Below are 14,502 nucleotides of genomic sequence, written 5' to 3'. Positions count from 1 at the left end.
ACAGTTCGAGATCGAGTTTCTCGATTCAGGCGTGGAGGCCTTTCCGTTCACTTCGGCGCAACGACTACGCCGAACCGAGCAAACCATTTTGGACAATCTATCTGTTTAATGGTCGAATTTTTTTCTTGTTCTTTGAAATCCCGGCAGTGCACCATGCGATGGCCTGGTCAAGCCGCGGACTCATCGCGCGGCCTTCGGAGGAGTAATGGGAAAAATGGCAGTCGCGGCACTCATATTGGTTTGCACGGGGATGATGGTTCTCACGCCGGCGATCGGAGCCCAGCAGAACATGGACCAGCGGCCGGCGTTGCAGCAGACGATGGCTGACCGTTATCGCCTGACGCGAGTGGGAACCACGGCTTTGTCGAAGCGTGGAGCCCCCGATCGAGTGCGCCGGGCCGGCGGGGTGGTAATCATCCGCAAAGCCGGACTGTACGGGGGGCTGGAGCACAATGACGCGGCTTCCGTCTACATCCGTGAGGGCGAACCACCAAAGCTGTACGCGGGAAAGAAGGAACACGAGATCCGTGTCGGAGAGAAATTCTACGTGCACTCGGTGGCGGTCGCCGACGACGTCGTCGTCCTGGGGCTGGTAAGCGTGGCGTCCATCTCCACGGCAACCAGGCCTGGACAATTGTGGCTTACCCTGAACTTTTTCTTTCCCAAGCCGGTGCTGGAGCACGGTGACATCACCACGGTCTACCGGACGCTGGACCAGTGGCTGCTGCCGGAGGGATCGTTCCAGCCGGGCTATAGCGAGACAGCGGCCACGGCAGCAACTCCGTCGCGCACCGTGCCGGCGACGCCGTCCGATTTGAGGCCGGGCATGGATCGGGAGCAAGTCGTCGCTTCGCTGGGCGCTCCATTGAAGGAAGCCAGCTTCGGGACCAAGACCTGGCTGACGTACCCGGGGATGGTGGTGGTGCTGGAGCAGGGCAAGCTGGCCAGTGTTGACCAGACTTCGCAGCCGCCCGCCAAGGTAAGCGTCGGTTCGGAGCCTTCGGGCGCGGACGTATACGTCGACGGCAACTTCGTCGGCTCGACGCCATCCTTGCTCCCACTGCCGCCGGGCAGCTACAAGATCGAGGTGAAAGCGGCCGGATTCAAGAACTGGTCGCGTGAGATCAAGACGCTGGCAGGAGGAGAGGTCAACCTGAAGGCAACGCTGGAGAAAGTGGACCATTGAGTGGTTGCCTTGCTCGTGAGGTGTATGCGAGCTTTGAACCGGAATTTCCTTTTTGACTCCCTAAAACCGGCAAGCCGGAGTGGTTTGGGTTCTTTGCTCGATGCTGTCGTTTTTGACGCGTGGAGCGCAGGTCCGTCGGCAGCACGCGGACATTCGAACCAAAATCTATACGGATTCAGCGGTTGAACGATCGGCGTGAGGCGAATAGAGGCGTTGTCAGAACGGGGTTGCCGCAAATGGACGTGAATCGGACGTAAACAACACATAAGTGTTTTAAATCTGGGGTGGGAGATGGGAATCGAACCCACAACGTCCGGAGCCACAGTCCGGTGCTCTGCCAGTTGAGCTACTCCCACCGCAAGCTTTGATTATAGCAAGCCGACGCGGCCCAGAATCAGCGAGTGGGAGCCAGACGCCGACCCAGCGGCACCGGGGCCAGATCAGTCCAGCAGTTGGGGCCGGCTTCGCGCACGAATGTGACGCGCTCAATCAGCACGCGTCGAGACTCGCGATATTCTTCCCACCGCCGGCGGGCCTCTTCCGACGCGGCAAGCGCTTCTTCGACAGTATCCATGCGAAAGATGGTCAGGTGCGGCATATACGGCCACTGCTCCTCGCCGTGCAGTGCGGCGACATTGAGGCGGTCGTGAAGTTCACGCATGCGATAAGCGGCGTGCGCGACGCGCAGAAAAACCGTCGGCGTCGCCGGCACGAATGTCGCTACTTCCCCGAGCACGATTTCAAACGGTTCCACGGCGCTGCAGACCGACTCCAGCGAGTCCAGCGCCTGTGCTTCCGTGCCCTTCAGTCGGCGCGGAGGAAGAACGCTGACATGCGCCGGCAGGTGTGCCTGCCTGGGATGGAATTGTCGTCGCAGCCCTTCGACAAAACCCGCCACCGGACTCGTCACGTAGGCGACGAGGGCATATTGCGGAGCGGCCATGGCTGCAAAGCATTATATTCCTTGTCCGAGTAGCCGTCGTTTGACTGTATGTCGTAGCCCGGACGGCGTGTCGAGCCGCCTCGCGCACTACGTTTATAATCAGCAGAGAGTCGGGGCGTAGCGCAGCCTGGTAGCGCACCTGCCTTGGGCGCAGGGGGTCACAGGTTCAAATCCTGTCGCCCCGACCAATTAATGTGCCTCGCGAGTGGGCTCCTTCTTCATTTCCTCCGATGGCGCTTCGCGACAACCACAAGGCAGGCACTCGTTAGTCTGGCTTCACTGCCCACAGTCCATGGGCCAAGTACCACGTTCGAATCTTCAGCTTGTGTTCATAGCACTTCCGGTCGACCTCGTCCCAGCGCAGTTCGGTTCTGCCGAATTCGGCAGCCGCACGTGGGGGCAGTGCTGAGGGTTGCGACGATTCGGTGCGATAAAGCGGCGGGGGCGGCGGTGGCATCGGTTCCAAAAGCCAATGCTGCGCTTGCAGCCATTCGAGTGCTGCGCGACCCAGTAATTCCGCCATAACTTTCAGCCAGAGAAACATGTGCTTTAAAACATGCGCTCTGACAACGGAGATGAACAAACTCAAATTGAGACTGCCATGTTACTAAGGTAACCAGCGCGAGTTCTCAAAAGAAGAGCTGCCGCCATGCCGTCAGCGGTAATTGCACGGTCGTTCCAGGAAATTCCTCAAGCTCAAGGTGATGGTGTATCGGACGATTTCGGCGCGGGCGTGCGCAGATGTGTTCTTTGGAAGTAGGCGGGCGCGATGCGCATCGACTGCAATCAGCCACCGCTATGGTGCTGTGTGCAGTTTGTAAGGCGACTCTCGATCATGCCACAGGGATTAGAACGACGACTGATTGACCAGGTTGGCGATGTTTTTGGCCAGGTTCTGCGTCGCATTCAGGTTGCCGCCGAACAGCCGGACTGTGCCCTGTACCGTCTTGTCGAGCTTGGTTTGCGAGTCGCGCGTGGCGAGTTGTACGTGCACCGAAACCTTGGTTGCGCCGCCGACCGTGGTCACGGCGCGCTTGGTTTCGCTGCCTCGTTGGAATTTCTCCAGCTTGGTGGTGAGAATCAGCAGATTGGGGACGTCGGTCGCCCGGCGATCGCCACTGCGGAATACCTGCTGGAACTTGTTCGTCTTTTCAATGTCCGCCACCAGGTTCTCGTAGATTGCCATGGCGAAGTCAGGCGGGAGTTTGCCTTCCTCAGCCGAGACCGGTTCGACTTCGATGGCCCACGGAGTCGCCGTCGCGGTAGTTTTTGTTGCCGGCTTTTCTTGTGATGAAGCGCAAACCCCGGCCAGCCATGTCAACATCAGCGCCGCAGTCAGCAGGGCACGTGCACGTGGTTGTGGGCGGCTCATTTTTTCTCCTTCTGTGCAGCATCTTTCGCGCCGTTTGTTTCCACCGGTGTGCTGGTTTTCGCTCCCGAGGCTACGAGCTGTTTCTTAAGATCAAGCGCCTGGCCTCGCGGCATGGTGAAAAGAACACCATGCAAGCCGCCGTTTTCATCGCGATACTCCACCGTGAGGCTGTCGATTTTTTCATGCGTAAACAGGCTGAGAACGCGTCCGCCACCATAGGGCACGGCCATCTTGGCCACCGTCAGCCCTTTGCCGCCGGTCTGGCGGCTATCCTCCCCGGTGAACATGTCTTCAATGGAGTTGGTGGCAATCTGCGCGTGCGAGGCAGCGCCTTGAAAATCCAGGCCGCTGGCGCTGACCGTCAGCTTGCCCTTGGCTCTCGGCTTGACGTCTTGCAGACCAAGTACGTGAGTTACCTGAGGCGAAGAATCCGCCGCCGGTGCTTGGGTCGAACTCTGGGCCGCTGCCGCGGCCGACAGAGCAATCACTGAAATGGTGAGCAGATACCTTCGCGGCGCGCTCCGTCCCGAGCATGACATGCTGCACCCCAGTTCTGGATGAATTGATCCCTAACGAGTGGGGGGCATTATATCTGCACCGCTCTCATTTGCCAGAACAATCGCGCATTCAGCGAACCAGCACCCGCGAAGGAATGCGCGTTTCGTCATTTCACGCGGCGACCGATACAATGAAGGTGCGTCTTTGGAGGCCAGTGCGCTCCGGTGACTGGCGAACTCAAAGATCATCCTTATGGAACGTCGCAATCTGATCGTTGCCATCACCGGCGCAACCGGCACCGTCTTCGGCATCCGCATCCTGCAACTGCTGCAGGGCACCGACGTCGACACACACGTCGTGATCAGCCGATGGGGCGCGCGCACATTGGCGGAAGAGACCGAGTACACGGTCGAGCAGGTGCAGGCAATGGCCACCCACGCCTATCCCATAGGCGACCAGGGCGCGCCGATTTCCAGTGGATCATTTGTGACGTTAGGAATGGTGATCGCGCCGTGCACGATGAACACGCTGGCTTCGATCGCGCATGGTCAGGGTGACAACCTGGTGCACCGCGCCGCCGATGTGACCCTGAAGGAACGACGCAAGCTGGTACTGCTGGTGCGCGAGTCTCCGCTGAACGATATCCACCTGGAGAATATGCTCAAGCTGTCGCGCATGGGCGTCGTGATTTTTCCCCCGGTGCCGGCGTTCTATAACCGGCCGCAGTCCCTCGATGAGATGATCAACCACGTCGCCATGCGGGCGCTGGACCAGTTCGACCTTCACCTTGACGCGATGCGGCGTTGGGATGGGACAAACACGGCGCCGAAGTCGCGCGCGACTAACTAAGTCAATTTACCCAATTTTGCGCAGCCGTTCGGCAGCCGCATCGAGAGTCTGATCGCGCTTGCAGAAGGCGAAGCGGACCTGCCGTGCGCCGTCACGCGGATTACTGTAGAAACTGGACCCCGGTACCACGGCCACGCCGACATCTTTCACCAGATGGCGGGCGAAGCTTACGTCATCGTCGTAACCGAAGCGCGCGATGTCCGTCATGATGTAGTACGCGCCGCGGGGCACAAAGACGTTGAAGCCGGCCTGTCGCAGGGTCGGCAAAAGCCGGTCGCGGCGAGCGCCGTAGGATGTCGCGAGGTTCTGGTAATACAAGTCGGGCAAGCTGAGCGCGACAGCGCCGGCAGCCTGCAGCGGCGCCGCTGCTCCCACGGTCAGGAAATCGTGCACCTTCCGGATGGCATTGGTCAGCACGGGCTGTGCCACAGCCCATCCGACGCGCCATCCCGTCACGCTGTAGGTTTTGGACATGCCATTGATGGTGATGGTGCGATCGCGCATGCCGTCCAGCCTCGCCATGGAGATGTGCTCGGCGCGGTCGAAAATGATGTGCTCGTAAATTTCGTCGGTAATGGCAAGCACGTCGAATTCGAGGCACAAGTCGCGGATCACTTCCAGTTCTGACCGCGTGAACACTTTGCCGGTAGGATTGTTCGGGGTGTTGAGGATGATCGCCTTGGTGCGGTCGTTGAATGCCGCGCGCAGTTCGCGCTCGTCGAACTGCCACTCGCCGTCGCCGACGGGCGGATGCAGCTTCACAAACCGCGGCTGCGCGCCGGAGAGGACGGTGTCCGGGCCGTAGTTTTCATAGAAGGGCTCGAAGATGACGACCTCATCGCCAGGATTAGTGATGGCGAGCATGACCGCAATCATGGCCTCGGTCGAGCCGCAGCAGACGGTGATCTCGAGTTCCGGATCAACCGCGATCCCTTGCCATTTTTGCATCTGGCGCGCGATTGCTTCGCGCAGAGGCTTAGCGCCCCAGGTGATGGCGTATTGGTTGATGTCGGCGGCGATTGCTTCCTGGGCGGCGCGCTTGATTTCCTCGGGGGCGGCGAAATCAGGAAATCCTTGGGCGAGGTTGATGGCGCCGTAGAGCATCGCCTGGCGAGTCATCTCGCGGATCACCGACTCGGTAAACCGCTCGGCCTTGCTGCTGATCAACTGCTTCGCCCGCTTCGAAACCGGCTCCATGCCGGGCAGCGTAGCACAATCCGCCGGGCGCCATGGGCCACTCGGTTTGCGCAACTTTCGCCGCCGGCGCGCATCTGTTCCAGCAACCCTGCTCCGGAACTTCTTCTGAATGAGAGGGTTTACAATACCGCTGGTGAGGATCGCACAATCCACGTTTTTGTCGCTGCAGGCACGCCGTAATGCGCGCCTGATCAGATTTGCGGCCGTTGTGTGCCTCCTGCTGATATGCGTCAGCAGCTACGACGCGCTCCACGTCCACGGCCCCGTGAACCCGCTGGAGACCGCTCCTCAGGCGCCGCATCATTGCCTGTTGTGCCTCGCGGCACACTTGCCGGTAACCATCATTGCCGTTGCCGCCGTGCCCCTCCCGCGCTTCACGTGCGCGACGCCGTTGCCGCCCGAAAATGCCGGCTCCTATGAGTCGGCGGCAATGCTTACCTGCTACACCCGGCCTCCGCCCCAGGTCTAACCTCCCAGGCCCCTTTTCTTCCGGTACCTGCCGGAGCACTGTGTCCGGTTCATGAGACCGGCGGCCACGTTTCTGATACTTGAGGAGGCTCACCATGCGTTACCGCATATCGGGCGCTGCACTTCTAATATTTGCTTGCATAGCAGTTCCCCTGGCCGCGCCGGCGCAGCAGAGCCAGGACGATCGCATCAAGGCGTTGGAGGAACGCATCATCGCCCTGGAAGGGCAGGTGCGCACGTTGAAGGCGCAACAAGCGCAGGCCGCGACCGCCGCCACGCCCGCCACCGCGGTGCCTGCGCCAGCGGCACCGGTCGGAGCGGCAGCAGAGACGCCCGCGCAGGTTGCCGGGACACAGCCGGCGGCTACGTTGCCTGTTTATGGGGGAGCTTCGGCCGCAGCCAAGGCGCTGAACCCAGACATCAGTGTGATCGGCGACTTCATCGGTTCCATGGGACATAACCCGCTGCTGCAAACGCCGGCCTTCCAGATGCATGAATCGGAAGTCGGGTTCCAGGCGATTGTCGATCCCTACGCCCGCGGCGACTTCTTCATCTCCTTCGGAGAACAAGGCGTGAACCTGGAAGAGGGCTACATCACGTTCACGGCGCTGCCGGCGGGATTCGTGTTACGCGGCGGCAAGATGCGTGCGGCCTTCGGCAAGGTGAACACGCTGCACAATCACGTGCTGCCCTGGATAGACCGGCCGCTGGTTACCAACAGCCTGGCGGGTGGCGAGGACGGCATTAATGACGCCGGCCTGTCGCTGACGCGCATCCTGCCCGCGCCCAAGGGCCTGTTCCTGGAAGCTACCGGGCAGGTGTTACGCGGCGATTCGGCGGATGTGTTTACCTCGAGCAAACGCAGTGACGTGAGCGCGGTCGCACACCTGCGCGGCTATCGCGATATCAGCGAGTCGACCAACATCGATATTGGCGCTTCCTACGCGCGCGGTCACAACGATCTCGGCAGCAGTTTCCTGACCCAGCTTTACGGCGTGGACGCTACCCTGCGATGGAAGCCGCTGCGCAGATCTATCTACCATTCGTTCGTCGGGCGCAGCGAGTTCATCTGGAGCCGACGCGAGCAGATGCCGCGGCTGCAGCGCTCCTTCGGTTGGTATGCCGCGGGCGATTACCAGTTCGGAAGGCGGTGGTTCGGCGGAGCGCGCTATGACCGCTCCGACCGGTCCCACAACGATGGCCTCACCGACAGCGGCACCTCGCTCGTGCTTACCTATTGGCCCAGCGAGTTTAGCCAGATTCGCGGGCAGTACCGGCTGACGCGCTATGCCGAGCACCTGGACGCGCACGAGTTCCTCATGCAGTTGCAGTTTTCACTGGGCGCACACGGTGCGCACCCGTTTTAAGACAGTGCCCGGCTCTGATTGCTTAGCAGCCGGTTGCCATATATGGAGAAAGAAATGAAGCGTTATCTTGTAATTTCGATCGCGGCGGTCCTGATCTTCGGTGCTCCCCTGGCGTTCGCGAAAAAACTCAATGTGGTCACTTCGACCACCGATCTTGCCGCGCTGGCGCAGGAAGTCGGAGGCGACCGCATCAACATTGAAGCGATTGCCAAGGGTTACCAGGACCCGCACTTCGTGGAAGCGAAGCCGAGTTTTCTGTTGAAGCTGCGCAATGCCGACCTGCTGATCAGCGTCGGGCTGCAACTGGAAATCGGATGGCTGCCGCCGCTGATCACGCAAAGCGGCAATCCTCGCGTGCAAGTCGGCGCACCGGGCTACCTCGATGCGTCGCAGTTTGCCGAGATACTGGAAATTCCTACCGGCCAAGTCACACGCGCCATGGGCGACGTCCACCCACTCGGAAACCCGCACTACTGGCTCAATCCCGACAATGGCCGGCGTGTGGCGAAGGGGATCGCCGCCAAACTGGGCGAACTTGATCCCCAGGACAGTTCCTATTTCCAGCAGCGGCTGGCCGATTTCGAAAAGCGCCTTACCGCGGCCGAGAAAAACTGGGACGACCAGATGGGGCCATTTCGCGGGCGCAAGGTGGTCACCTATCACAACTCCTGGACGAACTTTTCCAAGCACTTCGGACTCAACGTGGTGGGATACATCGAGCCCCGCCCCGGCATTCCGCCGACGCCCCAGCACACGCTGGAACTGATCCAGATGATGAAGCGCGACAATGTTAAGTTAGTGCTGGTGGAACCCTACTTCGACCTGAAGACGCCGAACAGCATCGGCCGCGAAACCGGCGCGCAGGTGCTGGTGTTGCTGCCTTCCGTCGGCGGCGAAAAGGGAATCGACAACTATTTCAAGCTCTTCGATTACGATATCGGGTTATTGACCAAGGCGTTCAACGCGACAAAATAAACGATCGCCAGTCGGAATGCTCGACACAGGTGAACCATAGATGTTGATTCTCTCGTTCCTGATTTTGCCATTTCTTGCCAGCCTGATCTTGACCGGCATTCACGCCTACCTTGGGGTGCATGTTGTCGAGCGCGGAGTCATCTTCGTGGACCTGGCGCTGGCGCAGATTGCCGCGCTGGGCGCCACCATCGCAATCCTGGCCGGCATGGATCCGCACGGCGGCGGGGCCTATTGGATCAGTCTCGCCTTCACGTTCCTCGGCGCCGGCATCTTCGCACTGGTGCGCGCACACCGCGGACGCATTCCGCTGGAAGCTTTCATCGGCATCACTTACGCCGTGGCTTCCGCCGCCGCCATTCTCGCGATGAGCAAAGCGACCGGAGAAACAGAGCACCTCAAGGACATGCTGGTGGGCAACATTCTCGCCGTTTCGCGTCCGGAGGTCATCAAGACCGCCGTACTTTACGGCGCCATCGGGCTTTTTCATTACATCTTCCGGCGCAAGTTCCTGCTCATCTCCACCGACCCGAAATTGGCGGAGCAGTCCGGCATTTCGATCGGGCTGTGGGATTTTCTTTTTTACGCATCATTCGGATTTGTCGTCACCTCTTCGGTCGCCATCGCCGGTGTGCTGCTCGTCTTTTGTTATCTGGTGGTGCCCTCGGTTGGCGCCATGCTTTTTGCCGACCGCATCGGCCCGCGCCTGGCCATCGGTTGGACCATGGGCACGCTGGTTTCGGCGCTTGGTTGTTACTTCTCTGTCTGGATGGACCTGCCGACGGGCGCGACGATCGTATGCACGTTCGGCGGCGTGCTGCTGCTGATGTTCCTGGCGCGCACGTTCTTTTGGCGTCGCGTGCCCCTGCCGGTGCGTGAGCGAGAAACCGTGTACCAGGAGAGAAGGTAACTCCAAGTTCAGCTGCAGGTGCCAAACGAACGCCCTTGCTTCCCTTCGCGCGGTCCTGGTGAAATGGTTTAATATTGAACCATACTTACGATCCGCAAGGCTGAGATGAAACACTTTCATGGCACCGCCCGGCAGGAACGCGCGCTCAACGTTTACGTCAAGCTGCTGCGGGCCGCCGACACAGTGGATTCCTTGCTCATGTCGCAAGTGGAGTCTGCGGGACTGACTCCCAGCCAGTTCGGCGTGCTGGAAGCGCTTTACCACATCGGTTCGCTGTGTCTCGGCGAGTTGGCGCGCAAGATCCTGAAAACCAGCGGCAACCTGACCATGGTAGTCAGAAACCTGGAAAGGCGGGGGCTGGTGACGCGCACCCGCCAGGCCGCCGACAAGCGCTATTACCTGGTTGCAATTACTGCGAAGGGAAGGAGGCTTATCGCGCAGCTGTTCCCCAAGCATCTGGAGCGGATGGTGGACTTGATGTCGGCGCTCACTCCGTCCGAGCAGGAGACACTTGCAGCGCTGGCTCGCAAACTCGGAACGACCGTCGCCGCGGATCGCAATGGCGACCAGAAGCGCTGAGCACGCTACTCGTTTCGATATTCTTCCGGCGTAATCTTCGCCTGCACACGCTCCACGCCGCGCAGGATCAGCAGATCCGCGGCGCGCTCAATACGTTCATCGCTAAGTTCGCGCTGCAGGTCGTCAATGCCGGCGAGCACGCCCCCGGCGAAGCTGAGCAGCAGGTCTCCGGCGCGCACTCCGGCGCGCTCCGCGGGGCTCCCGTTTTCCACCGACTGCACCAGGATGGCCGATTCCTGCTCGACATTGTGAAACAGCCTGAGTTTGCGCGCCAGCGGCACCGTCTGGCCGACGACGCCGATGTAGGCGCGCCGGATGCGGCCATCGCGGATCAATCGCGCCGCCACGTACTGCGCGGTGTTGATGCCGATGGCGAAGCAGATTCCCTGCGCCGGCAATATGGTCGCCGTATTCACGCCGACTACTTCGCCGCGTGAGTTGACCAGCGGTCCCCCGGAGTTACCGGGGTTGAGCGCAGCGTCGGTTTGCAAAACGTCGGAGATCAGCCGTCCGGAACGCGAGCGCAGAGTGCGTCCAAGGCCGCTTACCACTCCGGCCGTTACGGTGTGTTGAAAGCCGAAAGGGCTGCCAATGGCGATCACCAACTGGCCGACCTGCAGGCGCTTGGAATTTCCCAGGGTCACGAACGGGAGCCCCGTGCCTTCGACGCGGACCACGGCAAGGTCGGTCCCGGGATCATCGCCGATCAGGACCGCGGGCATGTGCCGGCCGTCGGAAACCTGTACTTCAATGCGGGAGGCGCCGTGAACCACATGGCTATTGGTCAGGATCAGGCCGTCGGGAGTAAAGATGAAACCGGAACCCGAACCGGCAGCGCGTTCCACCTCCGCGCCGGCCCGTCGCAGCCTCGACGTCACCGTAATGTGCACGACCGCCGGCACGACGCGCTCGGCCGCTGAGGTAACCGCGCGCGAGTAGGCATCGAGAAGTTCAGCGTCCGAAGATTCAATTGGGGGAGCAGAGAAAGATGTTTGGTGTTCTCCGCGAACAAAGTGAAGGCTGCTCATGTCCTATGGATGATGGCAGCGGGGTTCCGGATTCGTGGCGGCCTCTACGATCGCCATCGGAAAGGCCGTTCAAAGCGTCCCTTCACATTAGGCAAGGTCGAACAGCAGGAACTCGGAGCTTCCTGATTGTCCGGTAATGGCCAGCATGCTTTCATTTTCGATGCTGGCGCCATCGCCGGCTGCAAGTTTCTTGCCGTTCACCTCAATCTCGCCGCGGATGACCTGCACCCACGCGCCGCGGCCCTTGGCCAGTTCGTGCTTCACGCTCTTTCCGGCTTCGAGCACAGAGCCGTACACGCGGGCGTCCGAGTGGATGGTGACCGAGCCGTCGCTGGCCTCCGGCGACGCGACCAGGCGCAGACGGTTCAGCTTGTCTCCGGCCGAAAAGCTCTTCTGTTCGTAGCTGGGCTTGAGGCCGTGCTGGTCGGGAAAGATCCAGATCTGCAGCAGGTGGACCAACTCGTCGGGCGAGTGGTTGAACTCGCTGTGCAGGACTCCAGTGCCGGCGCTCATACGCTGCACATCGCCGGGAACGATGGTCGAGCCATTGCCCATGCTGTCCTTGTGGGCGAGCCCGCCTTGTAGGATGTAAGTGATGATCTCCATGTCGCGGTGCGGGTGGGTGCCGAAACCTCCGCCCGGCTGGACCGTGTCTTCGTTGATGACGCGCAGGGCGCGAAAATGGGTATGTTTCGGGTCGTGATAATCGGCGAAAGAAAAGGTGTGATAGGTGTTCAGCCATCCATGGTCGAAGTGGCCGCGTTCGGATGCGGGACGAACCGTAATCATAAGCGCCTCCGCCCGATAAGATGCTTTAACGTTGAATCGCGATTCAGGAAGTAGTTCAATATTAAACTAATAGACACGCAACGCGGGCGATCAATTCTGGAAAACGGCGAGGGAGGCCTTGTGGCCTTATTCCATGCAGCAGGCGCCCGGCCCGCGGGAAAGGCCTCAAGTAGAAGCGCCGGCTCCGCAGGCGGGGGCGGCATTGCCGCTGGTGTAGCTGCGGGGTGCGCCGACGGAGAACACGGAAATCTGTTGCGCCAGGTTCTGGCCGTGACAACCGGGACATTCCGGCCGCCGCGAGCCAATGATCAGCGCCTCGAACGGCTTCTTGCAGTCCTTGCAGATGTACTCAAATATGGGCATATTGACCGTGCGTGCCGCCACGGGGCGGCGATCGCAAAACTTTTGCTGGTGCGCTGCATTCCATTATAAGTGCCGCCGGAAAAATTCAGCAACGCAGGAATGTCATCCCAGGCCAGCGATCGCGACCGATTTGTGCCACGGCGCTGGCTGCGGGGCGGACATGCGCAGACGCTCGCCGGGCATTTTTTGCCGCGGCGAAACCTGCTGCCTCCACCCGAGCGTCGCCTGTTCTCCGTGGAAGAGGGCGTGCAGGTGCGCTGCGAGTGCCACTGGCAGCGGGAGCGTGGTGAGGCGACAACCGCCGTCATCGTGCATGGCCTGGAAGGATCGAGCGATTCGAATTACGTGATCGGCACCGGAAGCAAGGCATGGGCGGCGGGCATGAACGTGGTGCGGATGAACGTGCGCAGTTGCGGAGGCACCGAACAGCTTGCGCCGACCCTGTATCACTCGGGCATTTCCAGTGACGTGGGAGCGGTGGTGAACGAGCTGATTTCCGCAGACCAACTGTCGCGCGTCGCCGTTGCCGGGTTTTCCATGGGCGGCAACATGGTGCTGAAATTGGCCGGGGAGTGGGGCAGCGGCCCGCCACGCGAGGTGAAGGCCTTCGCCGCGGTTTGTCCGGGAATCGATTTGGCGGCGAGCGCGGCGGAACTGCACCGATGGTCCAACAGGATCTACGAGTGGCGTTTCCTGGTGTCGCTGTGGCGGAGCATCGGGCGCAAGGCGCGGCTGTTTCCGGGCGTGTATCGGCGTCCGGGCTGGCGCGCGTTACGCAGCATCCGTGACTTCGATGATGAGGTAACGGCACGCTACTGCGGTTTTTCGGGCGCGGAAGATTACTACCGCCGCGCCAGCGCATCTCCGCTGGTGCCCCGGATAGCGGTGCCGACGCTGGTGATCCACGCCAAGGATGACCCGTTTATCCGCATTCTTCCCGAGACGCGAACCGCGCTGGAAGAGAATACGAAGGTGCATTTCGTCGAGACCGAGCACGGCGGCCACTGTGCGTTCGTGGGCGACGACAATGGCGACGACGGACGTTGGGCGGAGCGGCAAATCGTCGAGTTCTTCGCGAAAGCCTGAACTGTACGGCAGGCGCTGTGTTCGGGAAAAAAGATGTTTGTTCGGTCAAACGAGCGCGCGTTGAAACCTCAGTCCCACCAGCTTATAGCGGGAGCGCTGCTCGATGCGCACCACGTCGGCCCATAGTTCGCGATGGGTCGGCCGAGGTTCCTCGCCCTTGCCGCCGACGGGAAGATCGATCTGGACATGGCCTGCAGGAACAAATTTGGGCGACGCCAGCGCCAGCATTCCCCCGGAGCTTACATTGAGCGCGGTGAGCAGCTCCCGGAAGGGCTTTCCCTCGTGATTGGTGCCACGCACGAAAAACGCAAAAGAAAGCGGAAGGCGGTTGTGCTTGCGACGCTCTTGGTCCGGAGTGAAAGGCACCACTGCATTGTGCTCCCGCCCGGTTACCCCGGCTAGTGACACAGTAGGATACGCGCATCGTCAGTGGCTGACGGCGTTGATGGCGGCGAGTCCGACGGAGGTCACTTTGGTGTAGCGGTTGCAAAGACAAACTTTGCATGCGCCATAACCTTGGGTGCCCAAAGGCGGGATAGCGTGGTCCCGTTTTTCATGGCCGCATTCACAATTGGAACTAACCGTAGTCTTCAATCTCATCTCCTGTTGGATCAGGCGAACACCTCGCCGGGCAGGGGCTGCAGTGTGCGGCTGGGCAGCGTGTTGCGCGGGCGCGAAGAGCGCTCGGCTGCAATATCGTCTTTGATCTCGCCGCGCTGAATGCGAAGCTTGAGCACGCGCTCGATGTTTCGCGGTTCCAGCACCTCCGCGGGCGAGACTAATGTCGAGGCCCGGCCCAGGGCGCCGGCGCGTCCGGTGCGACCTACGCGGTGGATGAAATCCTCCGGCAGGGTCGGCAGATCGTAATTGATGACGTGCGCCACGTCCTGGATGT

Annotated in this window: 17 protein-coding genes and 2 tRNA genes; 9 read left to right on the top strand and 10 right to left on the bottom strand. The window is 60.9% G+C overall.

Features of this window, described 5'->3' with window-relative positions:
• Positions 1-205 precede the first annotated feature (205 nt).
• On the top strand, positions 206-1,186 hold the full coding sequence (locus tag VFI82_02710; protein HET7183565.1) for a PEGA domain-containing protein: 981 nt from the start codon (positions 206-208) through the stop codon (positions 1,184-1,186).
• A 280-nt stretch (positions 1,187-1,466) separates the two neighbouring features.
• Here VFI82_02710 and VFI82_02705 read toward each other — a convergent pair.
• Both VFI82_02705 and VFI82_02700 read right to left on the bottom strand, forming a co-directional pair.
• Positions 1,467-1,542: transfer RNA gene (locus VFI82_02705), tRNA-His, on the bottom strand.
• A gap of 38 nt (positions 1,543-1,580) precedes the next feature.
• Positions 1,581-2,129, bottom strand: coding sequence for a 2'-5' RNA ligase family protein (locus tag VFI82_02700; GenBank protein ID HET7183564.1), 549 nt, complete (start codon positions 2,127-2,129; stop codon positions 1,581-1,583).
• A 111-nt stretch (positions 2,130-2,240) separates the two neighbouring features.
• Here VFI82_02700 and VFI82_02695 point away from each other — a divergent pair.
• Positions 2,241-2,317, top strand: a tRNA-Pro gene (locus VFI82_02695).
• 659 nt (positions 2,318-2,976) lie between these two features.
• Here the strand turns inward: VFI82_02695 and VFI82_02690 are convergent.
• Positions 2,977-3,501 (bottom strand): DUF4410 domain-containing protein, encoded by a 525-nt coding sequence (locus VFI82_02690; protein ID HET7183563.1) that lies wholly within the window; start codon positions 3,499-3,501, stop codon positions 2,977-2,979.
• Complete coding sequence (locus tag VFI82_02685; protein ID HET7183562.1) at positions 3,498-4,040, bottom strand: hypothetical protein; 543 nt, start codon at positions 4,038-4,040, stop codon at positions 3,498-3,500. Before VFI82_02685 ends, VFI82_02690 begins: the two co-directional genes overlap by 4 nt.
• A gap of 211 nt (positions 4,041-4,251) precedes the next feature.
• Here VFI82_02685 and VFI82_02680 point away from each other — a divergent pair, with 211 nt between their 5' ends.
• Positions 4,252-4,848 carry a UbiX family flavin prenyltransferase gene (locus tag VFI82_02680; GenBank protein HET7183561.1) on the top strand — a complete coding sequence of 199 codons (597 nt, stop codon included), beginning with the start codon at positions 4,252-4,254 and terminating at the stop codon, positions 4,846-4,848.
• A gap of 6 nt (positions 4,849-4,854) precedes the next feature.
• Here the strand turns inward: VFI82_02680 and VFI82_02675 are convergent, their stop codons facing one another.
• A complete protein-coding gene (locus VFI82_02675; GenBank protein HET7183560.1) occupies positions 4,855-6,045 on the bottom strand; it encodes an aminotransferase class I/II-fold pyridoxal phosphate-dependent enzyme in 1,191 nt (396 codons plus the stop codon).
• A 109-nt stretch (positions 6,046-6,154) separates the two neighbouring features.
• Between VFI82_02675 and VFI82_02670 the strand changes: the two genes are divergently transcribed.
• From VFI82_02670 to VFI82_02650, 5 genes are all read left to right on the top strand, one after another.
• Positions 6,155-6,514 carry a hypothetical protein gene (locus VFI82_02670; protein ID HET7183559.1) on the top strand — a complete coding sequence of 120 codons (360 nt, stop codon included), beginning with the start codon at positions 6,155-6,157 and terminating at the stop codon, positions 6,512-6,514.
• A gap of 94 nt (positions 6,515-6,608) precedes the next feature.
• Positions 6,609-7,880, top strand: a complete 1,272-nt coding sequence (locus VFI82_02665; GenBank protein HET7183558.1) for a hypothetical protein — start codon at positions 6,609-6,611, stop codon at positions 7,878-7,880.
• Between the two features lie 54 nt (positions 7,881-7,934).
• Positions 7,935-8,855 (top strand): metal ABC transporter substrate-binding protein, encoded by a 921-nt coding sequence (locus tag VFI82_02660; GenBank protein ID HET7183557.1) that lies wholly within the window; start codon positions 7,935-7,937, stop codon positions 8,853-8,855.
• A gap of 40 nt (positions 8,856-8,895) precedes the next feature.
• A complete protein-coding gene (locus VFI82_02655) occupies positions 8,896-9,762 on the top strand; it encodes a metal ABC transporter permease (protein ID HET7183556.1) in 867 nt (288 codons plus the stop codon).
• 105 nt (positions 9,763-9,867) lie between these two features.
• Positions 9,868-10,341 (top strand): MarR family transcriptional regulator, encoded by a 474-nt coding sequence (locus tag VFI82_02650; GenBank protein ID HET7183555.1) that lies wholly within the window; start codon positions 9,868-9,870, stop codon positions 10,339-10,341.
• A 5-nt stretch (positions 10,342-10,346) separates the two neighbouring features.
• Here VFI82_02650 and VFI82_02645 read toward each other — a convergent pair whose 3' ends face one another.
• The 3 genes from VFI82_02645 to VFI82_02635 form a co-directional block, all read right to left on the bottom strand.
• Complete coding sequence (locus tag VFI82_02645) at positions 10,347-11,243, bottom strand: trypsin-like peptidase domain-containing protein (protein HET7183554.1); 897 nt, start codon at positions 11,241-11,243, stop codon at positions 10,347-10,349.
• A 213-nt stretch (positions 11,244-11,456) separates the two neighbouring features.
• Positions 11,457-12,158, bottom strand: a complete 702-nt coding sequence (locus VFI82_02640) for a pirin family protein (GenBank protein ID HET7183553.1) — start codon at positions 12,156-12,158, stop codon at positions 11,457-11,459.
• 165 nt (positions 12,159-12,323) lie between these two features.
• The gene (locus VFI82_02635) at positions 12,324-12,521 is read right to left on the bottom strand and encodes a zinc ribbon domain-containing protein (protein HET7183552.1); all 198 of its coding nucleotides are present in this window, start codon (positions 12,519-12,521) and stop codon (positions 12,324-12,326) included.
• Positions 12,522-12,620: 99 nt separating this feature from the next.
• Here VFI82_02635 and VFI82_02630 point away from each other — a divergent pair, with 99 nt between their 5' ends.
• On the top strand, positions 12,621-13,607 hold the full coding sequence (locus VFI82_02630; protein HET7183551.1) for an alpha/beta fold hydrolase: 987 nt from the start codon (positions 12,621-12,623) through the stop codon (positions 13,605-13,607).
• A gap of 45 nt (positions 13,608-13,652) precedes the next feature.
• Here VFI82_02630 and VFI82_02625 read toward each other — a convergent pair whose 3' ends face one another.
• Positions 13,653-13,973 carry a PilZ domain-containing protein gene (locus VFI82_02625; protein ID HET7183550.1) on the bottom strand — a complete coding sequence of 107 codons (321 nt, stop codon included), beginning with the start codon at positions 13,971-13,973 and terminating at the stop codon, positions 13,653-13,655.
• 245 nt (positions 13,974-14,218) lie between these two features.
• The coding region (locus VFI82_02620) for a helicase-related protein (GenBank protein HET7183549.1) at positions 14,219-14,502 on the bottom strand (284 nt) is incomplete at its 5' end.

Source organism: Terriglobales bacterium (genome assembly GCA_035691485.1).
Lineage (GTDB): Bacteria > Acidobacteriota > Terriglobia > Terriglobales > Acidobacteriaceae > JAIQGF01.
Note: the sequence above shows the minus strand (reverse complement) of the source record. Positions and strands in the feature narration are given on the sequence as shown.